Source organism: Kytococcus schroeteri, assembly GCF_002847825.1.
Taxonomy (GTDB): Bacteria; Actinomycetota; Actinomycetes; order Actinomycetales; family Dermatophilaceae; genus Kytococcus; species Kytococcus schroeteri.
The window spans coordinates 1-19482 of sequence record NZ_PKIZ01000009.1; the positions used below are offsets into that span (position 1 = coordinate 1).

At 72.2% G+C, this 19482-nt stretch carries 20 protein-coding genes and 1 pseudogene; 10 read left to right on the plus strand and 11 right to left on the minus strand.

What is annotated here, in order from left to right; translation table 11 throughout:
* Both CYJ76_RS13190 and CYJ76_RS05655 read left to right on the plus strand, forming a co-directional pair.
* On the plus strand, window positions 1-325 hold a 325-nt coding region (locus CYJ76_RS13190; protein ID WP_144043039.1), incomplete at its 5' end, for a DUF2599 domain-containing protein.
* Window positions 326-448: 123 nt separating this feature from the next.
* Complete coding sequence (locus CYJ76_RS05655; protein WP_101849490.1) at window positions 449-790, plus strand: hypothetical protein; 342 nt, start codon at window positions 449-451, stop codon at window positions 788-790.
* Between the two features lie 46 nt (window positions 791-836).
* Here the strand turns inward: CYJ76_RS05655 and CYJ76_RS05660 are convergent, their stop codons facing one another.
* The 6 genes from CYJ76_RS05660 to kynA all read right to left on the minus strand — a co-directional run bounded on the left by CYJ76_RS05660 (window position 837) and on the right by kynA (window position 5203).
* Window positions 837-2111, minus strand: coding sequence for a kynureninase (locus CYJ76_RS05660; RefSeq protein ID WP_101849491.1), 1275 nt, complete (start codon window positions 2109-2111; stop codon window positions 837-839).
* 10 nt (window positions 2112-2121) lie between these two features.
* A complete protein-coding gene (locus tag CYJ76_RS05665) occupies window positions 2122-2538 on the minus strand; it encodes a type II toxin-antitoxin system VapC family toxin (protein WP_101849492.1) in 417 nt (138 codons plus the stop codon).
* Window positions 2535-2816 carry a ribbon-helix-helix protein, CopG family gene (locus CYJ76_RS05670; RefSeq protein ID WP_202820456.1) on the minus strand — a complete coding sequence of 94 codons (282 nt, stop codon included), beginning with the start codon at window positions 2814-2816 and terminating at the stop codon, window positions 2535-2537. The genes CYJ76_RS05665 and CYJ76_RS05670 overlap by 4 nt, the downstream gene beginning before the upstream one ends.
* A gap of 90 nt (window positions 2817-2906) precedes the next feature.
* The gene (locus CYJ76_RS12190; RefSeq protein WP_141762029.1) at window positions 2907-3314 is read right to left on the minus strand and encodes a hypothetical protein; all 408 of its coding nucleotides are present in this window, start codon (window positions 3312-3314) and stop codon (window positions 2907-2909) included.
* 224 nt (window positions 3315-3538) lie between these two features.
* Complete coding sequence (locus tag CYJ76_RS05680) at window positions 3539-4261, minus strand: hypothetical protein (RefSeq protein WP_070705248.1); 723 nt, start codon at window positions 4259-4261, stop codon at window positions 3539-3541.
* Window positions 4262-4363: 102 nt separating this feature from the next.
* Window positions 4364-5203: a tryptophan 2,3-dioxygenase gene (kynA, locus tag CYJ76_RS05685; RefSeq protein WP_101849494.1), complete on the minus strand. Its 840-nt coding sequence runs from the start codon at window positions 5201-5203 to the stop codon at window positions 4364-4366.
* A gap of 109 nt (window positions 5204-5312) precedes the next feature.
* Here kynA and CYJ76_RS05690 point away from each other — a divergent pair, with 109 nt between their 5' ends.
* The gene (locus CYJ76_RS05690; RefSeq protein WP_238138157.1) at window positions 5313-6020 is read left to right on the plus strand and encodes a M50 family metallopeptidase; all 708 of its coding nucleotides are present in this window, start codon (window positions 5313-5315) and stop codon (window positions 6018-6020) included.
* Between the two features lie 156 nt (window positions 6021-6176).
* Here the strand turns inward: CYJ76_RS05690 and CYJ76_RS12835 are convergent.
* Window positions 6177-6536, minus strand: a pseudogene (locus CYJ76_RS12835) (pirin family protein); the annotation flags it as partial.
* A gap of 37 nt (window positions 6537-6573) precedes the next feature.
* Between CYJ76_RS12835 and CYJ76_RS05700 the strand changes: the two are divergent.
* Window positions 6574-7086, plus strand: coding sequence for a low molecular weight protein-tyrosine-phosphatase (locus tag CYJ76_RS05700; protein WP_070705245.1), 513 nt, complete (start codon window positions 6574-6576; stop codon window positions 7084-7086).
* 139 nt (window positions 7087-7225) lie between these two features.
* Here the strand turns inward: CYJ76_RS05700 and CYJ76_RS05705 are convergent, their stop codons facing one another.
* The 3 genes from CYJ76_RS05705 to CYJ76_RS05715 form a co-directional block, all read right to left on the minus strand.
* Entirely contained in the window at window positions 7226-8794 is a 1569-nt protein-coding gene (locus CYJ76_RS05705; RefSeq protein ID WP_101849496.1) for a hypothetical protein, read from the minus strand.
* 89 nt (window positions 8795-8883) lie between these two features.
* Complete coding sequence (locus CYJ76_RS05710; RefSeq protein WP_101849497.1) at window positions 8884-10494, minus strand: alkaline phosphatase D family protein; 1611 nt, start codon at window positions 10492-10494, stop codon at window positions 8884-8886.
* Window positions 10495-10680: 186 nt separating this feature from the next.
* Entirely contained in the window at window positions 10681-11094 is a 414-nt protein-coding gene (locus tag CYJ76_RS05715) for a phage holin family protein (RefSeq protein ID WP_101849498.1), read from the minus strand.
* Between the two features lie 61 nt (window positions 11095-11155).
* On the opposite strand from CYJ76_RS05715, the gene hisC reads away from it, so the two are divergent.
* From hisC to CYJ76_RS05745, 6 genes are all read left to right on the plus strand, one after another.
* On the plus strand, window positions 11156-12268 hold the full coding sequence (gene hisC / locus CYJ76_RS05720) for a histidinol-phosphate transaminase (RefSeq protein WP_101849499.1): 1113 nt from the start codon (window positions 11156-11158) through the stop codon (window positions 12266-12268).
* Between the two features lie 308 nt (window positions 12269-12576).
* Window positions 12577-13671, plus strand: a complete 1095-nt coding sequence (pdhA, locus tag CYJ76_RS05725; protein ID WP_180802228.1) for a pyruvate dehydrogenase (acetyl-transferring) E1 component subunit alpha — start codon at window positions 12577-12579, stop codon at window positions 13669-13671.
* Window positions 13672-13676: 5 nt separating this feature from the next.
* Window positions 13677-14666 (plus strand): alpha-ketoacid dehydrogenase subunit beta, encoded by a 990-nt coding sequence (locus CYJ76_RS05730; RefSeq protein ID WP_101849501.1) that lies wholly within the window; start codon window positions 13677-13679, stop codon window positions 14664-14666.
* A gap of 22 nt (window positions 14667-14688) precedes the next feature.
* Window positions 14689-16539: a 2-oxo acid dehydrogenase subunit E2 gene (locus CYJ76_RS05735; RefSeq protein ID WP_101849502.1), complete on the plus strand. Its 1851-nt coding sequence runs from the start codon at window positions 14689-14691 to the stop codon at window positions 16537-16539.
* Between the two features lie 291 nt (window positions 16540-16830).
* Window positions 16831-17370: an NUDIX domain-containing protein gene (locus tag CYJ76_RS05740; RefSeq protein ID WP_101849503.1), complete on the plus strand. Its 540-nt coding sequence runs from the start codon at window positions 16831-16833 to the stop codon at window positions 17368-17370.
* The gene (locus CYJ76_RS05745; protein WP_180802225.1) at window positions 17367-18572 is read left to right on the plus strand and encodes an MFS transporter; all 1206 of its coding nucleotides are present in this window, start codon (window positions 17367-17369) and stop codon (window positions 18570-18572) included. The genes CYJ76_RS05740 and CYJ76_RS05745 overlap by 4 nt, the downstream gene beginning before the upstream one ends.
* On the opposite strand, the gene CYJ76_RS05750 is transcribed toward CYJ76_RS05745, so the two are convergent.
* Window positions 18493-19449 (minus strand): type II CAAX endopeptidase family protein, encoded by a 957-nt coding sequence (locus CYJ76_RS05750; protein WP_070703440.1) that lies wholly within the window; start codon window positions 19447-19449, stop codon window positions 18493-18495. The two genes, CYJ76_RS05745 and CYJ76_RS05750, sit on opposite strands and share 80 nt — an antisense overlap.
* Window positions 19450-19482: the final 33 nt, after the last annotated feature.

The window sequence follows — 19482 nt, forward strand, 5'->3', positions numbered from 1 at the left end:
CGAGGGGGTAGAAGTCCTCAGATCATGCCCGGGACCTCGACCCCTACCCCCAAGCACCCACGCTCAACTCCGAAGAGCCGTCAATGCCTTCGTGACGCCCTGGGGGCGGGCGTGGACTGGGCGCGCCACCTTCGGCTATCACCGGGATGAGGTCCGCTCCCAGCTGGGTGGTCGAGCGGGTTGGTACACGGGAACTATCCGTGAGCAGCACTACTGCCATGTGTTCTTCGGGGGTCCTACCCACTGGGAGCCGGACTACAACCTGGAATCTTGGCGTCGGTATGTGAGTTGGTGGCGTCAAGCTCAAAACAAGTGCAACCCTTGATCTCAGGAGGCGGTTCTCGTGCAGCTGAGAAGATGGACTCTTCTCTCCGTGGTGACATGTCTGCCCATGCCTGTGGCGGGTTGTGCTGGCGTGGGTTCTCCGGACCCGCGTGAGGGGGACAGTGTGGCCACGGCCGCGGCGTTCTTCCACCGAGTGGAGCGCGGCGACGGTGACGCCACTCGAGGCCTGGTGGTCGGCAGTGCTCCCGAGCAAACCGACGACGACGCGGCGGTCCGCTTCTATGCGGACCACTTCTCCTTCCCCGATGGTGACTGCGACTTGGCCGACGACTGGAAGAGCAGCCAGCACAGGTCTTCTGAGATGACGATCCCCGCGGGCGTGGTGGGGGCCGAGCCAGGCGATGCTGTTGATTCCGTGACACTTCGCCTTGAGTGCGATGGGCGGGCGGCTACCGTCGACATCGCTGTGGTGCCGGATCGAGCCATGGTGCTCGTGAACGGTTGACCCCAGCGGGGGTGGGGCGCCCGATGGCGCCCACCCCCGCGCCCGCTCAGCCGCGCCCGGCGAGCAGCCCGTCGAGGACCAGGAGCCCCTCGGCCACTTCGGCGAACGACGTGCTCAGCGGCGACATGCCGATGCGGATGCCGTCCGGGTTGCGGAAGTCTGGTACCACCCCGGCCTCCCACAGGCGCGCGGTGAGCTCCCGCGAGTCCGGGTGCCCCAGCGTGATGTGGCCGCCGCGCCGCGCCGGGTCGGCAGGGGAGTCCACGCGCACCCCGTGGCGGGCCAGCAGTCCTTCGGCCACCTCCACCACGAAGGCGGTGAGGTCCGCGGCCTTGGCCGTCACCGCGGGCATCCCGGCCTCGGCCAGCAGCTCCACCATCTCGCCCAGCGGCACCATGCCCAGCACCGGCGGCGTGCCGGAGATGAAGCGCCGCATGCCGGGCGAGGGCTCGTAGCCGGGGCCCATCCTGAACGGCTCGGCGTGCCCCATCCACCCCTGGATCGGCTGGCGCATGGACGCCTGGTGCCTGGCCGCCACGTACCCGAAGGCCGGGGCGCCGGGCCCACCGTTGAGGTACTTGTAGGTGCAGCCCACGGCCAGGTCCACCTCGTGGGCGTCCAGGTCCACCGGGATCACCCCGGCCGAGTGGCACAGGTCCCACAGCACCAGCGCGCCGGCCTCGTGCACCGCGCGGGTGATGCCGGGCAGGTCCGCGATCCACGCCGACTTGTAGGCCACGTGGCTCAGCAGCACCACCGCGGTGGCCGGCCCGACGGCCTCGCGCACCTCGTCGACGGTCACGCCGGTGGCGGGGTCGGGCTCGATCCACACCAGCTCGGCATCGCACTCGGCGGCGATCCCCTCGGCGATGTACCGGTCGGTGGGAAAGTTCTCGGTGTCCACGACGATCTGGCGACGTGCCGGATCGGCCGTCCGGGCGGCCTCCAGGCCGGCCCGCAGGAACTTGTAGATCATCACGGTGGTGGAGTCGGCCACCACCACCTGTCCGGGCGCGGCTCCCAGGGCCACCTCGCCCACGCGGTCGCCCAGGCGCAGCGGGAGGTCCATCCACTGCTCGTCCCAGGAGCGGATGAGCCGGGTGCCCCAGGCCTCGCGCACGATGCGGTCCAGCGCTTCGCCGGCGGCCTTCAGCGGCCGTCCCAGGGAGTTGCCGTCCAGGTAGGCCAGCACCTCTCCGGCCTCGGCGCCGCGTCCCTCGCCCATCGGCACGAAGCGCTCGCGGTAGCCGGCCAGCGGGTCGGCGGCGTCCAGCTCCGCGGCGCGGGCGCGCACGGCATCGGGGGTGGTCAGGGTGCTCATCGGGGCCTCCTCAGGCGGTGGGCAGGTCGTCGGGGGCGCGGCGGGTCAGGCCGGGCACGCGGTCGAAGTCACGGTCGGCCGAGACGATCTCGGTGAACCCGGCGGCCAGCGCGGTGGCCGCGTGCACCGCATCGCGCCCGCCGATGGTGCCGGTCGCCACCAGGGTGGCCGTGCGGCGCAGGATCTCTTGGTCGAACGGGTGCCAGACGACCAGCTCCTCCAGCGCCTCGAACTCGCGGGCGGCCTGGGTGGCCCCCACACGACGCGTGCGGTGGAACAGGTACTCCTGGCCCACCTCGACGCTCGCCTCCAGCCGTACGTGCTGGTCCTCACCGGCCAGGAGCCACTGCTGGCACACGTTCTTGAGGGGGTGCTCAGCGCCCACCGCCAGCAGCAGCGTGGAGGCGTCGAGGAGGTGGCGGTTCACCAGCGGGACGCCTTCTCGAGGAGCTCGGCGTCCATCGCCTCGTGGCGCAGGTCCACGCGCTCGGGCTCGTCGGTGACGGGTTCGGCCTCGGATGCGAGCTGAAGCAGGCGCCGGCCGGCCTGCGCGCGGCGGGCTGCGGCGTCGTCCTCGAAGGACGCGTCGATGGCGTCGCGCACCACGGCCGCCACCGACACCCCGCGCTCCCGGGCGCGCTGCCGGAGCCGCTCGAGCCGGTCGGCATCGAGCAGCAGCTGCATCCGGTGCTCCATCACGCTCATGCACCAAACCTACACATGTGCATGTGCGTGTCTGCTCCGGCTGGCGAGCGGGCCGTGGACGATCGTCCACGGCATGGAGCGCGAGGGTTCTCAGCCCGAGGAGCGACTCGCACCGGTGGCGGGCGTGAGGTCTCCGTGCACCCACAGGAAGCGGCTGACCTCGGCCTGGTCCAATCCGCACTTCTGCGCGTACCCGTCGGCATCGTCGAGGAGCCCCATGCGGGCGACAGGAGTTCTCGTGCTGGAGGGGGTGGCCCCGTCCGCCGGCGCCTCGCCGGTGGGCGCCTCGTCGTCGATCTCCACGCCGGAACTGTGGAAGGGCACGCCGATCTCGATCGAGCTCCCGTCCGGCATCGAGACGCGGTCGTCCTCCACCGTGGAGCCCGCCAGGAGCGAGACCGGATACCGCGTGCCGGTGTCCGGGTCGATACCGGTGAGGCACCCGTCGCGGAGGTCGAACAGGCCAGACATGCGCAGGTCGTTTCCCTCTGCGGGCATCTCATGGAAGAGGATGCCGCCCTCAGCTGTCGAGCTCGGCAGGAACGCGTCCGGCGTGCCGGGGGTGGGTGCCGAGTGCGCCGGCGGGGTGCTCGGAGGGGCGTCCGTGGACGGTGGTCTGGTGGTGTCAGAGCCGTCCGACGTGCCTGTGCACGCGGTGAGGGTGGTGGCCGCAAGGGCGGCCGCCACGATCGCTCGGCTGATCGCGCATGTCGTCGACATGGTCACAGGGCGAGAAATGCGCCGTAGCCGGGGAGGATCCCGGCAGGGGAGAAGGTGGACCTGCTCATGCCGGTGCAGTGGTCGGCAGTCACGATGCCCTGGCGGGAGCCGAACACGTTCTTGATCGCCCACCCCGCGGTGCAGTTCCCATCGTTGAGGGCTCCCCCTCCTTTGAAGGAGTGCTCCGGTTGCGTGGTGACGGTCGGGTCTTCGATGACCCGGATCGAAAGACCCTCCGCCTGCAGGGAAGTGGTCGCGGACAGTGCCCCGTGGAGGGCGTTGTCCGCATGGGGCACATAGACGTCGATGATCCCGGATTCGGGGTGGGACTCGGTGTACTCGGAGCCGGTTGCCGACATGGCAGCGAGTTGGTGTTGGGTCATCTGGTCTTGTGTCATGGTGCCGCTGTAGCGGATGGACACGGTCATGCCCGGCGTGCTGGTGAGGAGCGAGGTGTCGCGTGAGCGGCCCCCAGCGGTCAGGATGACCTCGGCCGAGGAAGGCGATGTGATCTCGGCGGTGGAATAGACGTCACCGTTCTCCTGCAACCACTCGGCGAGCCGGGCATTGAACTCGTGTTCGGGGCTCTCTGGTGCGGTGGTTGCGGCTACGAGTGCCGTTTCTTCGGGGGGCGTGGAGGTGGGCCCCGGATCGTCCTCTGTAGTGATAAGCAGCGCCGACAACAGACTGACTGTGGCAGTAGCGATCGAGGTGCGCTTGATCATGGTCCCCCCTGAATGTGGTGGTCGTACGGCCAAGGTAGAGGCTGCCGTGCCTCGCGATCTTCCCCCGGGGGGGACGTGCTCTGCACTGAAACGCGGTAGGGCTCAGACCTCGGTTCGGACGCTGAACAGCTCGGGGAAGAAGGTGAGGTCCAGTGCCCGCTGCAGGAAGCCCACGCCGGAGGACCCGCCGGTCCCGGTCTTCATGCCGATCACGCGCTGCACCGTCTTGAGGTGCCGGAAGCGCCAGAGCTGGAAGTTGTCCTCCAGGTCCACCAGCTCCTCGCACGCCTCGTAGACGTCCCAGTGCGCGTCGGCGTTCTCATAGATCTCGGTGAAGACCTTGGTCAGCTCCGGGTCCTCCCTGTGGGCCACCGTCACGTCCCGCTCCAGCACCCGCTGCGGCACGGCGTACCCGCGCCGGGCCAGGCAGCGGAGGAACTCGTCGTACAGGCTGGGGGTCGCGAGCAGCTCAGTGAGCAGGGCGTGGGCCTCGGGGTTGGCCTCGTGCACCGGCAGCATGGCGGCGTTCTTGTTGCCCAGGGCGAACTCCACGGCGCGGTACTGGAACGACTGGAAGCCGCTGGCGTGGCCCAGGAAGTCGCGGAACTCCATGTACTCGCTGGGGGTGAGGGTGGCCAGCACGCTCCACTGCTCGGTGAGCGTCTTCTGGATGTGCTTCACGCGCGCGATGCGCTTGAGCGACATGCGCATCTCGTCGGCGGCCAGCAGCTCCATGGCCGAGCGGATCTCGTGCAGGACGAGCTTCAGCCACAGCTCGGAGGTCTGGTGCTGGATGATGAAGAGCATCTCGTCGTGGTGCTCGGGCCGACTCACGGGGTGCTGGGCGGAGAGCAGCCGGTCCAGGTCCAGGTAGCTGCCGTAGCTCATCTCGGCACGGAAGTCGGTGTGGATGCCGGACTCCACGTCGCGCGTGTTCTCCACGGGTCCTCCAGGTGGGTGGCGGCACCAGGGGGCCCGATGCCGTGTGGGCGCGGTCACCTTAACGGGGCGCCCCGCGGGTCCCAGCCCGGCGTGACACCCTGCGCCGGTGATGCACGAGCTGTGGGCCCGCGTGACCGCCACCCAGCCGCCGCTGCACCCCGTGGCCGCGCTGGCGCTGGTGGGGCTGGCGTTCGCCATCACGTGGAGCCCGACCGGCCACCACCTGGCGCGGCACCTGGTGACGGTGGTGCACGAGGCCGCGCACGCCGTGGTGGCGCTGCTGGTGGGGCGCCGGCTGTCGGGCATCACCCTGCATCGCGACACCTCGGGGGTGACCGTCTCGCGCGGGCGGCCGCGCGGGCCCGGCATGGTGGCCACGCTGGCGGCCGGATACCCGGCACCGGCGTTGCTGGGGCTGGCGGGGGCGGCCGTGCTGGGTGCGGGCCACGCGGCGGCCTGGCTGTGGGTGCTGGTGGGCCTGTGCGTGGCGATGCTGCCCCTCGTCCGCAACGGGTACGGCGCCCTGGTGGTCGTCGGACTCGGCGGCGTGGTGGGGGCGCTCTCCTGGTGGGCGCCGGGGTGGCTCGTCACCGCTGCGGCGCACGTGACCGTGTGGGGGCTGCTGCTGGCCGCGCCGCGGGCTGTGCTCTCGCTGCAGGAGGGGCGCGCGCGGGCCCGGCGGCGCGGCCGGCGCGGCACCGACGACGCCGACCAGCTGGCCGACCTCACCGGCGTCCCCGGCGGGGTGTGGGTGGCGCTGTTCGGGATGGTGTGCCTGACCTGTCTCGGCCTCGCCCTGTGGTGGACCCTCCCCTGAGACCCGCCCCGGCCTCGGCCGGCCCGCCCCAGATGCCCGTCTCCGGTCCAGAGGTACGCCCCGTGGGGCGGATTTCCGGACCACAGGCGGTGATCTGTACCGGGACCTCCTCCCCTGAGGTCACCCGGCCAGGCGGTCGCCCAGCTCGGTGCGCACGTACAGCACCTGCCGCCCTGCCCGCTGCCGCACCAGCAGCCCCGGGCGCACCCGCGCCTGCCCGCCGGTGGAGTCGAGGTGGTCGATCTCGCCGGTGAACAGCCAGGACACGGTGGCCAGCCCGGTGTGCGGGTGGCGCGTGACGTCCATGCCGCCGGTCTCGCGCACGTCGTCCGGCCCGTAGTGGTCCAGGAAGCACCACGCCCCGATGAGGGAGCGCTCGCGGGCGGGCAGGGTGCGCCGCACGGTCATGGCGCGCGGCCCGCCCAGGGGCACCTCGCGCGGGGCCAGGACGACCGGGCAGTCGGCGTCGTCGGGGCCGCAGGTGGTCTCGCTGGGGTGCGGGTCGGGGTTGCTCACGCGCTCAGCCTGCCACCGTCCGTGCGAGGGTGGGGCCATGCGCATCGAGGTCGTCTGCCTGGGCAACATCTGCCGCTCGCCCGCTGCCGAGGCCGTGCTCGTGCACGAGCTGCGTGCGGCCGGCATCGAGGACGTGGAGGTGACCTCCGCGGGAACCGGTGGCTGGCACGTGGGGGAGGAGCCGTACCACCTGAGCCGGGCCGAGGGGGAGCGCCGCGGCTACGTCTTCGACACGGTGGCCCGCCAGCTGGGTGCGCGGGAGGTGGCCGAGGCCGACCTGGTGCTGGTGATGGACGAGTCCAACCTGCGCGACGTCCGCGCCCTGTCGCCCGATGCCGAGGCGGCGCGGCGAGTGGTGATGCTCGGGGCGTTCGCGCCGGGGGCCGAGCGGGACGGCGCGCAGGCCGTGCCGGACCCGTACGGCCAGGACGCCCCGGCTTTCACGGCCATGTACGACCAGGTGGAGCCGGCCGTGCGGGGCGTGGTGCGCGCCATCGAGGACGGGCGCGTGGACGAGGTGCTCGACCGGGAGGCAGCACGGATGCCGTGACGCGGCGGGAGCGAGGTGACGCCGCCGCCGGGTGACGGCGCCCAAGAAGGGGTGGGTCCGGTTGGTCGGGGTCGACGCCGCCCACGGCGTACGTCACCCCGGGTGAACCGGACCCACCCCCGATGTGGTGGAGCGGGCCTCAGTGGCTGTGGCCCTCGTGGCCGCTCTCCTCGGAGTGGTCGTGCTCGTGGTCGTGGTCGTGACCCTCGCCGTGGTCGTGCTCGTGGTCGTGGTCGTGACCCTCGCCGTGGTCGTGGCCCTCGTGGTCGTGACCCTCGCCGTGGTCGTGGCCCTCGTGGTCGTGACCCTCGTGGCCGTGGTCACCGTGCCCCTCCTCGACGGCGAACTCCGGCACCTCGGCGTCCACACCGTTGAGCTCGTTGGGCACGTGCTCCAGCGTGGCGGACTTGGTGACCTTCCACGCCTTCAGGTCGATGCGGTGCACCTTCTGGGTGGCCGGCTCGGTCACCCACGCGGTGTCGCCCATGACGTGGAGCGCCGGGCCGGGCTTCTGCCAGTCCTCGTTCTCCTTCCACGCCTTGATCACCGGCAGCTTGTCCGTGACCTTGCCGGTCTCGGTGTCGATGCGGTGCAGCGCGCCGTCGTAGCCCAGCACCAGGCCGTCGCCGTCGGACGCGCGCCCCAGCGAGCGGAACCAGTACGAGGTGCCCAGGTCCACGGTCCGCATCGTGCCGGTGCGCACGTCCGTCATCGCCACCTGCTCCGGGCGCTCGAACTCGGCGTCCTTCTGCACCTCGAGGTCGTGGAAGGCCACCGGGCTCTTGGCCGAGCCCTTGATGGTGCCCACGCGCGAGTAGTCGCCGGGCCCGTCCACCGGCTTGAAGCGCTTGCCGTCCCAGATGACCGCGCCGTTCTCGCAGCCGAACACCACGCCGCCCTTGACCTCGGCCTCGCCGTGCACGCCCGGGCAGTTGTCGTACTCGGCCAGCTTCTTGCCGTCGGCGTCCAGCGCCATGACGCCGTTCCGTTCGTCCTCGGTGCCCACGGTCACGAGCATGCCGCCGTCGTGGGTGGGCACGGCCACGCCGTGGTGGGCGTGCTCGGCGGTCCAGTCCTTGGTCTTGGGAGTGACCCCGGCCAGCAGCGACTCGGCCGTGAACTCCTTGACGGTGCCGGTGCCGTCGGCCCAGGTGAGCACACGGCCGTCGTCGAAGGTCACGTGTCCGGGGTGTTCACCCTCGATGGCGATGTCGGTACGCACCGGGTCCTTGGCGTAGCTGTGCGAGTGGTCCCCGTGGGGCTGGCTCCACACGCCCAGGTCGAGCACCTGCCAGTGGTTGCCCTCGGAGAGCGCGAGGTGGCGGCCGTCGCCCATGTCGTTGAGGCGCACGAAGCCCTCGGCCTCCAGCGGCTTGCCCACGGGCTCCAGCGTGGTCGCGTCGAGCACCTGCACGCCGCCGTCGTACGTGTAGGCGATGCGGGGCTGGGCGCCCGCGGTCTCGGTCGGCTCGGCGGCCTTCGCGTCGTCGCCGTGGTCGTGGGACTCCTCGCCCTCGTGGTCGTGGCTCTCCTCGGCGCTCGCCGGGGAGGCGCCCTCCCCGGCGGTCCCGGTCTCGCTGCCCGAGGTGCTGGCCGAGGTGTCGCCGCCGGACTCCTCGGTGCCGCAGGCGGTCAGGGCGGTGGCGCCGGCGAGGCAGACGGAGAGGGCCAGGCCCAGACGGCGCGGATGTGTGAGAATCGTTCGCATGGGCGGAGAATAGGCCCTCCTGAGAACGCTTCGCAAAGTGGGCTCCTGCGTGCCCCCGGTGCAGCGCCCGGTCCGCTGGGCTCCAGTCCTCAGCCCCGGGGCGTCACCGCCTCGAGGCCCGGCACGCCGTCGTTGATGCGGAAGCTCACGTCCGTGCGGGCCTCGGCCGTCCCGGAGGAGACGTCGGCCAGCACGCGGAAGTCCGCCGTCATGGCCTCGGGGGTGATGGTGGTGCGCACGTACCCGCGCAGGTCCTTGTAGTAGCGCAGGTGGTCGTTCCACCCCAGGATCGGGTCGGTCTTCGTGGCGTCACCGTCGCCGCCGGAGGTGATGGAGGAGCACACCAGCTCAGCGCCCACCACGCGCTCGGCCTCGGCGCCCTCGCCCTCGAAGTCCGCCAACACGTCGGCCGCCCAGTGGCGGTGCACGTCACCGGTGAGCACCACCGGGTTGCGCACCCCGGCGTCCACCCACCCGCGGGTGATGCGGTCGCGCGAGCCGACGTAGCCGTCCCAGCCGTCGTTGGAGTGGTGCTCCAGCTCGGGCTCCACCTTTCCGTCGCGCTCGGCGAAGAACACCTGCTGGCCCAGCACGTCCCACCGCTGGGAGGAGCGGCGCAGGTTGCCCAGCAGCCAGGCCTCCTGCTCGTCGCCGGTGAGGGTGCGGGCCGGGTCCAGGCGCTCGGTGCAGTTGGTGTCCCAGCCGTCGCCGCAGGCCTGGTCGTCGCGGTACTGGCGGGTGTCCATCATGTGGAAGTTCGCCAACTGTCCCCACTGCACCCTGCGGTACAGCAGGGTGTCGATGCCGCGAGGCATCTGCCGGCGGCGCAGCGGCATGTTCTCGTAGTAGGCCTGCATCGCCGCGGCGCGGCGGGCCAGGAAGTCCGGCTGCGGGATCTCGGGCTTCTCGTGCACCTCGTCGGCCCAGTTGTTGTCCACCTCGTGGTCGTCCCACACGACCAGCCACGGCGCCACCAGGTGGGCGGCCTGCAGGTCGGGGTCCGTCTTGTACTGGGCGTGGCGCTGGCGGTAGCCGGCGAGGGTGACCGTCTCCGGGCCCAGGTGGTCGCGGACGTTGCCGCCGGGGGCCACGTAGTCGCCCGCGGTGTACTCGTACTGGTAGTCGCCCAGGTGCAGCACCAGGTCCGGCTGGTCCTCGGCCAGTCGCCGGTAGGCGGTGAACCAGCCGTGCTCGTACTGCGCGCAGCTGGCAAAGGCCATGGCCAGCGCCGCGGGCATCTCGCCGGGGGCGGGGGCGGTCCGGGTGCGCCCCACCTCCGAGAGGTGGCGGCCGGCGCGGAAGCGGTAGAAGTACTCGCGGCCGGGACGCAGCCCGTGCAGCTCCACGTGCACCGAGTGGGCGCCGGTGGGGCGGGCCAGCTCCGTGCCGCGTGCCACCACGTGGCGCATGCGCGCGTCGGTGGCCACCTGCCACTGCACGGGGACGGTGCGGGCCGGCATGCCGCCGAGCCCGTCCTCGGCCAGGGGGTCGGTTGCCAGGCGGGTCCACAGCACCATGCCGTCGGGGGCGGGGTCGCCCGAGGCCACCCCGAGGGTGAACGGGTTGCCGCGCAGGGGGCGGTGGGCGGGGGTCACGTCCTGTCCGAGGGCCGTGGCCCCCGAGGCGGTGGTGAGGCCGGCCAGTGTGGCGCCGGCGGTGGAGGCGGTGAGCAGGGTACGGCGGGTGAGGGTGGGGGGCATGCGCGGGACGCTAGGTGGCAGAGGTGCTTTCACGGTGATGAGCGGGTGACGGAATCGTTGCCGGTCGGTGAACGCGACGTGCCTCGGTTGCGGACCGGCCCGTCTCCCGGCGCCCCACCAGAGCTCCCGATCCGGGCAGACCCCCGGTGCAGCGTCCGGGCCAGCGCGCCGCCCCGCCTCGGCCGGTCAGTACCGCCGCAGCGTGTGCCGGTCGGACTCCGCGTCGGGCACCACGGCCTCGAGCAGCATGGCCACCACCGTCACCACCACGGCCCCGATCACGGCGCTCCAGAAGAAGCGGTCCACGTGGAAGTCCAGGCCCAGCCCGCCGGCCGCCCAGGAGAGCAGCTGCAGCATCAGCGCGTTCACCACGAAGGTGAACAATCCCAGGGTCAGCACGATGAACGGGAAGCTGAAGAACTTCACCACTGGCTTCACCAGGGCGTTGATGACGCCGAACACCAGCGCCACCAGCAGGACGGTCACCAGGCGGGAGCCGAGCGGTTCCGAGGGGTCGCCCAGCGCGATGCCGGGCACGAGCAGGGCGGCCACCCACAGGGCGGCACCGTTGACGACGGTCTTGAGCAGCAGGTCGGCCATGCCCCCCAGCCTCCCACCACCGCGGTCCGGGTGTGACCTGGGCGACGTTAGATTGACCCCCATGAGCGACCCCACCGACCAGGCCACCTTCACCACCGACCAGGTGCGTCTCCGTGACGCCCTCGACGCGCTGCCGGCCTACAAGCCCGGCAAGCCCGCCCCCGCGGTGGAGGGCCTGACGAGCTACAAGATCAGCTCCAACGAAAACCCCTACCCGCCGCTGCCGTCGGTGGCCCGGGCCGTGGCCGACGCCGCCCAGAGCTTCCACCGCTACCCGGACATGGGCGCCACCCGCCTGCTGGAGGCCATCGCCGACAACTGCGGCACCCAGCCGGAGAACGTGGCCGTGGGCACGGGCTCGGTGGGCCTGCTCCAGCAGCTCGTGCAGATCACCTGCGAGCCCGGCGACGAGGTGGTCTACGCCTGGCGCTCGTTCGAGGCCTACCCCATCGTCATCGGCCTGGCCGGCGCGAGGAGCGTGCAGGTGCCGGTGGACGCCGAGGCCCGCCACGACCTGCCCGCGATGGCGGAGGCGGTCACCGAGCGCACCCGCCTGGTGATCGTCTGCACGCCCAACAACCCCACCGGCCCCACGGTCCGCACCGGCGAGCTCGAGGAGTTCCTCGCCGCCGTGCCGAAGGACGTGCTGGTGGTCATCGACGAGGCCTACCTGGAGTTCACCGACGCCGAGGACGTGCCGGACGCCCTGGCCGTGCAGCGCGCCCACCCCAACGTGGTGGTGCTGCGCACCTTCTCCAAGGCCTACGGCCTGGCGGGCCTGCGCGTGGGCTACGCCATCGCCAGCCCCCGCGTGGCCGAGGCGCTGCGCAAGGCCGCCGTGCCCTTCGGCGTGAGCCAGCTGGCGCAGGACGCCGTCGTGGCCAGCTACGCCGCCATGGACGAGCTCGACGAGCGCGTGGCACATCTCAAGGACCAGCGCCGCGTGGTGGTGGACGGCCTGCGCGAGCAGGGCTGGGGGATCCCCGACGCACAGGGCAACTTCGTGTGGCTGCCGCTGGGCGAGCAGACCGTGGACTTCGCCGAGGCCGCCGCCGCGCAGGGCCTCGTGGTGCGCCCCTTCGCCGGCGAGGGCGTGCGCGTCACCATCGGCGAGGACGAGGCGAACGCGCGCTTCTTGGAGGTCGCCCGCGCCTTCCGCGAGCGGAACGCCTGAGCGCGTCACGGCCGGGGCCGTCCGGTGCCCACCCGGGTCCGACGGCCCCGGCCCCCGTAGTAGCGTGACCTGAGCCACAAGCCCGCCCGTTCGATCCCACGGGTGAGGCGGTGCGCGCCGTGACGGCGCCCAGTACCGAACGAGGAGACATCGTGAGCGACCAGAACGCCCCGATCCCGGAGGACGCCCTCCAGGACAGCGCGGCACGGGCCCCCGAGGGTGCCGCCCCGGCCGCACAGTCGCCGGAGGCGCGTGCCGCCGCCGAGACCGCCGGGACCCCGGTGGACATCACCGACGGCGGCCCGGAGATGGTGCAGTTCCTGACCCCCGAGGGGGAGCGCGTCGAGACCGAGCTGAACGCGCCGTACGCCCACTACCTGCAGGGCGTGGACGACGAGTTCCTCAAGGCGCTCTACCGCGACATGGTGCTGGTGCGCCGCGTGGACGCCGAGGGCTTCGCGCTGCAGCGCCAGGGCGAGCTGGGCCTGTGGCCGAGCCTGCTGGGCCAGGAGGCCGCGCAGGTGGGTCTGGGCCGTGCGCTCAAGCCGCAGGACTACGTGTTCCCGGGCTACCGCGAGCACGGTCTGGCGTGGACCAAGGGCGTCCCGCCGGAGAACCTGCTGGGCATGTTCCGCGGCATCAACCACGGTGGCTGGGACTCCAAGGAGAACAACTTCCACCTGTACACCATCGTCATCGGCAACCAGATGCTGCACGCCACCGGCTACGCGCGCGGCGTGCAGCTGGACGGCGCCTGGGCCACCGGCGACGACACCGTGGACACCGCCGTGGTGGCCTGCACCGGTGACGGCGGCACCTCGCAGGGCGACTACAACGAGGCCATGGTCTTCGCGGCCGTCGCCAAGTCGCCGTGCGTGTTCTTCGTGCAGAACAACCAGTGGGCCATCTCCGAGCCCACGCACCGCAACTTCATCATCGAGCCGTACAAGCGCGCCGCCGGCTTCGGCTTCCCGGGCGTCCGCGTGGACGGCAACGACGTCCTGGCCTCGATGGCGGTGGGCGCGTGGGCGCTCGACCACGCCCGCTCCGGCAAGGGCCCGGTGCTGGTGGAGGCGTTCACCTACCGCATGGGTGCGCACACCACCTCCGACGACCCCACCAAGTACCGCGACGACGCGCACGTGCAGGCGTGGAAGGCCAAGGACCCCATCGACCGCCTGAAGAAGCACATGGTGGCCCGCGGGGTCGGGGACGACGAGTACTTCGCCGCAGTGGACGCCGAGGCCGACGAGCTGGCCGCGCGCGTGCGCAAGGCCTGCCAGACCATGCCGGACCCCGAGCTGGCCACCATGTTCGACCACACCTACTCCGGCGAGCACGCCCCGCTGACCGACGAGGGTCGGGCGTTCGTCGAGTACCACGCCGGCTTCGAAGGGAACTGAGCACCATGAGCGCCAAGAAGATGACGCTGGCGAAGGCACTCAACGCCGGCATGCGCAAGGCCATGCAGGACGACCCCAAGGTGGTCATGCTCGGCGAGGACATCGGCCGCCTGGGTGGCGTGTTCCGCATCACCGAGGGCCTGGTGGACGAGTTCGGCGAGGAGCGGGTCATCGACACCCCGCTGGCCGAGTCCGGCATCGTCGGGTCCGCCGTGGGCCTGGCCCTGCGCGGCTACCGCCCGGTGGTGGAGATCCAGTTCGACGGCTTCGTGTACCCGGCCTTCGACCACATCGTCAGCCAGGTGTCCAAGATGCACGCCCGCTCGCTGGGCCACCTGAAGATGCCGATCGTCATCCGCATCCCGTTCGGCGGCGGCATCGGTGCCGTGGAGCACCACAGCGAGTCCAACGAGGCCTACTTCGCGCACACCGCGGGCCTCAAGGTGGTCTGTGCGGCCACTCCGGAGGACGGTTACTGGATGATGCAGCAGGCCATCAAGTCCGACGACCCGGTGGTCTTCTACGAGCCCAAGCGCCGCTACCACGAGAAGGGCGAGGTCGACTTCGCCACCGATGGCGAGGCCGCGCTGCCGCTGCACGCCTCGCAGGTGGTGCGCCAGGGCAGCGACGTCACCGTGGTGACCTATGGCCCCATGGTGAAGACCTGCATGCAGGCCGCCGCCGCGGCCGAGCAGGAGGGCCGCTCGCTGGAGGTCATCAACCTGCGCACGCTCAACCCGCTGGACCTCGGCCCGGTGCTGGAGTCCGTGCGCAAGACCGGTCGCGTGGTGGTGGTGCACGAGGCGCCCACCTTCCTGGGCATGGGCTCGGAGATCGCCGCGCAGATCACGGAGAAGTGCTTCTACGAGCTGGAGGCGCCGGTGGCGCGCTGCGGTGGGTACAACATCCCCTACCCGCCCAGCCGCTACGAGGAGGAGTACCTCCCCAACCTGGACCGCATCCTGTTCCACGTCGACGAGGTCCTGGCGCACTGACGCGCCGGAGGGAGCAACGCACATGACCATTCAGCACTACGTGCTTCCGGACCCCGGTGAGGGTCTGACCGAGGCCGAGATCGTCTCCTGGAAGGTGAAGGTCGGCGACCAGGTCAAGGTCAACGACGTCGTCGTCGAGGTGGAGACCGCCAAGTCGCTGGTGGAGCTGCCCGTGCCGTTCGCCGGCACCGTGGTGGAGCTGCTGGCCCAGGAGGGTGACGAGGTGGAGGTCGGCGCGCCGATCATCGCCATCGAGGACGGTGAGGGCGGTGGGTCCGCCGCGCCGGCCGGTGGTGCCTCGTCCATGGGTGCCGCCGATGCCGGTGGGGCGCCCGCCGTTGCCGAGGCGCCCGCACCGTCGGCCCCGGCCGCCGGCGGTGCCGCCTCCGGTGGGGGCGTGGAGCACTACGTGCTCCCGGACCCCGGCGAGGGCCTGACGGAGGCCGAGATCGTCTCCTGGAAGGTGAAGGTCGGCGACCAGGTCAAGGTCAACGACGTCGTCGTCGAGGTGGAGACCGCCAAGTCGCTGGTGGAGCTGCCGATCCCGTTCGCCGGCACGGTCGAGGCGATCCTGGCCGAGGAGGGCCAGGAGGTCCCGGTGGGTGAGGCGATCATCGCCATCCGCACCGGTGCCGGTGCGCCCGCCGCCGCGGCCCCGGCCGACGGGGGTGCCGACTCTGCCGAGGCCCCCGCGGGTGAGGCTGACGGCGAGGAGCGCGTGGCCAACCTGGTGGGCTACGGCGCGGTGGCCGGTGCCACCTCGCGCCGCCGCCGCAAGGGTGGCGCCCCGGCGCCGTCCGGTGAGCGCATGCCCGAGGTGCCCGGCGAGGGCGCCTACGGCCAGCGTCAGGTGGCCGAGCCGACGCAGGCCTCGGCCCGCACGGCCCAGCCGGTGCACGAGTCCGTGGGCCACGCGGCCTCCGGCGGTTCGCGCCCCAAGGCCAAGCCGCCGGTGCGCAAGTTCGCCAAGGACAACGGCATCGACCTGCGGACCGTCACGCCCACCGGGCCGAACGGCATCATCACGCGCCAGGACGTGGAGCAGGCGCTGGCCGGTGGCGGTCAGGGCGGGGCCCAGGCGGCTCCGGCCGCTGCGGCCGCCCCCGCGGCTGCCCAGGCCCCCGAGGCCGCCGCGGCTGCCGCCCCGGTCGCCGCCGGCGAGCGGGAGACCCGCACCCCGGTCAAGGGCGTGCGCAAGATGACCGCGCAGGCCATGGTGAACAGCGCCTTCACCGCCCCGCACGTCACGGAGTTCATCACCGTGGACGTCAGCGCCATGATGGAGATGGTCGAGAAGCTCAAGGGCGACCGCGCGTTCAAGGACGTCAAGGTCACCCCGCTGCTGCTCGTGGCCAAGGCCGTGGTGCTGGCTGCCCGGCGCAACCCGGAGATCAACGCCAAGTGGGACGAGGCCAACCAGGAGATCGTGCAGTACCACGACGTGAACCTGGGCATCGCCGCGGCGACCCCGCGTGGCCTCATCGTGCCCAACATCAAGGGTGCGCAGGAGAAGTCGCTGGTGGAGCTCGGCGGCGCGCTGGGCGACCTGGTGTCCACGGCGCGTGCCGGGAAGACGTCCCCGGCCGACATGTCCGGCGGCACCATCACCATCACCAACGTGGGTGTCTTCGGGGTGGACTCGGGCACGCCGATCCTCAACTCCGGCGAGGCGGCCATCCTGTGCTTCGGCGCGGTGAACCGTCGCCCGTGGGTGGTCACCGACCGCGACGGCAACGAGACCATCGAGCCGCGCTGGGTGACCGAGCTGGCGCTGAGCTTCGACCACCGCCTCGTGGACGGTGACCTGGGCTCGCGCTACCTGGCCGACGTGGCCGCGCTGCTGCAGGACCCGGGCACGGCGTTCACCTGGTGAGGTACCGCCCCCGCACCGGGGTGACGCGATGACGTGAGCGGGCTCGTCCAGAGGGGCGGGCCCGCTCCGTCGTGCCCGGCCCCCGGGCGCCCTCCCACTCCTACGCCACCCACCCTCGTTGCCCCCCCCCGCCCCGCCCACCCCCCCGTTGAGTCGTCGCTTCCGGGGGTGAAACGGGCCAGTCGACCCCGAGGAACGACGACTCAACGGGGGGGTGGGGCTGCGGGTGCGGATGCGGCCGCGGAGGTGGAGGCTGGCGGGGCCCCGTCCTCGGCGGGCTAGCCTGCGGCCATGCGACTGGTGGTGGGTGCGGTGATCGTGGACGACCTCGCGCACCCCACCGCCGTGCTCGCGGCCCACCGGGCGGCGGAGCGCGACCTGGCCCCCATCCCCGGTGCCACCGGCGAGGTGCCGCTGTGGGAGTTCCCCGGCGGCAAGGTCGATGCGGGGGAGGCGCCCGGGCAGGCCCTGCGCCGCGAGCTGGCCGAGGAGCTCGGCATCGAGGTGCGCCTGGGCGACGAGCTGGTGCCCCCGGCGGGCGGGGCCTGGCCCATCAACGACCGGCTCGAGCTGCGCCTGTTCCTCGCGGTCGTCACCGGCGTGGCCGGCGCCGGCCCCGAGGGGGTGGGCGATCTGCCGCGCGACGCGGCCGGGCGTGTGGTGCCGGACCCCGCATCGGCGCCGGATCCCTCCCACGACGCGGTGCGTTGGCTGGCCTGGCGCGAGGTGGCCGCCCACCCGTGGCTGCCCACCAACGTGGCGCCCGCCCGGCTCCTCGCGCAGCGATGGGGCGACGCCTCCCCGGGCCACGCGCGACGGGGGACCGGGTGAGGACACGCTGGGACACCCCGGTCACCGACGGAGGCCCCACCCTCGGGCAGCTCGCGGTCTCGGCCTACGGGCCGATGGTGCTCTGGTCGGTGGCGTTCGCCGCCGTGCAGCCGGTGATCCCCCTCATCGCGCTGCGGCTGGGTGCGCCGGCCGGACAGGCGGCGCTGGTGGTCTCCGTGCAGGGGGTCGCGGCCATGTTGGTGGGCATCCCCGCCGGCCTGGCGACCGAACGGGTCGGTGAGCGGCGTGCCATGACGGCGGCCGCAGGGCTGGCGGTGGTGTCGCTGGCGGTGGTGCTGACCACGTCATCGCTGGTGCTCCTGACCCTGGGCGTCGCCCTCCTGGGGGTCTCCAGCAGCGTGTTCATGCTGGCGCGGCAGAGCTACCTCACCTCGGCGTTCCCGCGGCAGATGCTGGCCCGGGCCATGTCCACGCTGGGAGGCATGGCCCGCATCGGGTTCTTCGTCGGCCCGGTGCTGGGCGCCGGGACCATCTGGGCCGTGGGCATCCGCGGGCCGGTGGGGCTGTCTCTGGTGCTGGTGCTGGCCTTGGTGGGGCTCACCCTGCGCCTGCCGGCCCTGCCGGGGGAGTCCCACTGCAGCGACACCCGACCCCCACCGCTGCGGGGTGTGGTGCGGGCGCACTGGAGGCTCTTCGCCACCCTCGGGTTCGGGGTGGTGCTGTGCGCTGCGGCCCGGAGCTCGCGGACGGTGGTGATGCCGTTGTGGGGGCACCACATCGGGGTGGATGACTCGGTCATCGCGCTGGTGGTGGGCCTGGCCGGCCTGCTGGAGACGCTGGTGTTCTACCCGGCCGGTGTGCTCATGGACCGGGTCTCCCGGCGGGCCAACGCCATCCCGTCCATGGCGATCCTGGGCCTGGGCATCGCACTGGTGGCATTCGCTGACTCGGCGGCGCCCCTGGCCCTGGCTGCGGTCGTCATCGGCCTGGGCAACGGGTTGGGGTCCGGCATCGTCATGACCCTGTCGGGCGACGTGGCACCGCGGGTGGGTAGGCCGTCCTTCCTCGCGGTGTTTCGCACCCTGGCCGATGCGGGGGCGGCCACCGGTCCGGTGGTCCTGTCGGGGGTCACGGCGGTGGCGGGTCTGACGACCGCGGTGCTCACGGCCGCCGGGTTCGGGTTCGGCGCCTCGGCGGCGTTCGCCCGGTGGGTGCCGCGGGAGCACCGCGCCGAGGGCTGAGTCGGGCGGTGGCGCCGCCCCGGCGCTCGGTACTGCTGGTGCTGCGGGTGCGCTCCGTGTGTCCGAGGCGGCCGTGGGTCCCCAAGGCGACGAACAGCGCCAGCACCCCCAGGCCCAGAGCGGCCGGCCAGGTGCTCTCGACCTCCCGACCGGTGAGCGTGCCCGCCACCAGGAGCGCCCAGTTGAGGGCGTTGTGCCCCAGTACCGCCAGCAGGAGGGAGCCTCCGGAGCCGTCGTGCACCCAGCACAGCACCACTGACAGGCTCACCACCAGCAGCAGGTAGGCCAGGAGCTGGCTGGGCTCGTGTCGGGCGGTGTCCCACTCGGTGGTGAGGAAGAGCGGGGCGTGCCACAGGCAGTGGATGACGCCCAGCACCAGCGCACTCGGTAGAGGGGCGAGCCGTGACTGGAGGCGGGGGAGGGCCACGCCCCGCCAGCCGATCTCCTCCTGCAGCGGTCCGCCCATCAGGTAGACCACGAAGCTGCTGGCCAGCAGCGTGAGCGTGGCGGCCGTTCCGCCGGGGGCCTGGAGGCCGTCCGCGGGGGTGAGGAAATAGCCCACGGCCGTGGCCACCGGGATCGCCGCGAGCGCCACCAGGTACCAGCCGGGGTGCGCGCGCCACTGGAGAAGTCGCCCGAGGAGGCGACCCACGGCGGACCGTCCCTCGGCCGCCCAGGTCACCAGCAGCGCGGCCGCGAAGGGCCCGGCGAACATGCCCAGCTGGTTGATGCCGGCGACCTGACTCAGCGTGGGCTGCCATGGCAGGACGTCCAGGCCACTGGCCGACAGCCACCAAGGGCTCCAGATCAGCCACGAGCTGAGGTAGGCCAGCGCGACGAAGGAGACCAGTGGGTGACGGCGGACGAACGTGGCCATGGGCGTCCTCGGGTGTCGGGGACCGGGTGGTAC

Excerpts from the sequence above, each read along its gene's own strand:
- CYJ76_RS05660 (WP_101849491.1), bottom strand. The coding sequence starts at position 2,111 with ATGAGCACCCTGACCACCCCCGATGCCGTGCGCGCCCGCGCCGCGGAG.
- CYJ76_RS05670 (WP_202820456.1), bottom strand. The coding sequence starts at position 2,816 with ATGAGCGTGATGGAGCACCGGATGCAGCTGCTGCTCGATGCCGACCGG.
- CYJ76_RS12190 (WP_141762029.1), bottom strand. The coding sequence starts at position 3,314 with ATGCCCGCAGAGGGAAACGACCTGCGCATGTCTGGCCTGTTCGACCTC.
- CYJ76_RS05680 (WP_070705248.1), bottom strand. The coding sequence starts at position 4,261 with ATGATCAAGCGCACCTCGATCGCTACTGCCACAGTCAGTCTGTTGTCG.
- CYJ76_RS05690 (WP_238138157.1), top strand. The coding sequence starts at position 5,313 with ATGCACGAGCTGTGGGCCCGCGTGACCGCCACCCAGCCGCCGCTGCAC.
- CYJ76_RS05700 (WP_070705245.1), top strand. The coding sequence starts at position 6,574 with ATGCGCATCGAGGTCGTCTGCCTGGGCAACATCTGCCGCTCGCCCGCT.
- CYJ76_RS05705 (WP_101849496.1), bottom strand. The coding sequence starts at position 8,794 with ATGCGAACGATTCTCACACATCCGCGCCGTCTGGGCCTGGCCCTCTCC.
- CYJ76_RS05710 (WP_101849497.1), bottom strand. The coding sequence starts at position 10,494 with ATGCCCCCCACCCTCACCCGCCGTACCCTGCTCACCGCCTCCACCGCC.
- CYJ76_RS05715 (WP_101849498.1), bottom strand. The coding sequence starts at position 11,094 with ATGGCCGACCTGCTGCTCAAGACCGTCGTCAACGGTGCCGCCCTGTGG.
- hisC (WP_101849499.1), top strand. The coding sequence starts at position 11,156 with ATGAGCGACCCCACCGACCAGGCCACCTTCACCACCGACCAGGTGCGT.
- pdhA (WP_180802228.1), top strand. The coding sequence starts at position 12,577 with ATGGTGCAGTTCCTGACCCCCGAGGGGGAGCGCGTCGAGACCGAGCTG.
- CYJ76_RS05730 (WP_101849501.1), top strand. The coding sequence starts at position 13,677 with ATGAGCGCCAAGAAGATGACGCTGGCGAAGGCACTCAACGCCGGCATG.
- CYJ76_RS05735 (WP_101849502.1), top strand. The coding sequence starts at position 14,689 with ATGACCATTCAGCACTACGTGCTTCCGGACCCCGGTGAGGGTCTGACC.
- CYJ76_RS05740 (WP_101849503.1), top strand. The coding sequence starts at position 16,831 with ATGCGACTGGTGGTGGGTGCGGTGATCGTGGACGACCTCGCGCACCCC.
- CYJ76_RS05750 (WP_070703440.1), bottom strand. The coding sequence starts at position 19,449 with ATGGCCACGTTCGTCCGCCGTCACCCACTGGTCTCCTTCGTCGCGCTG.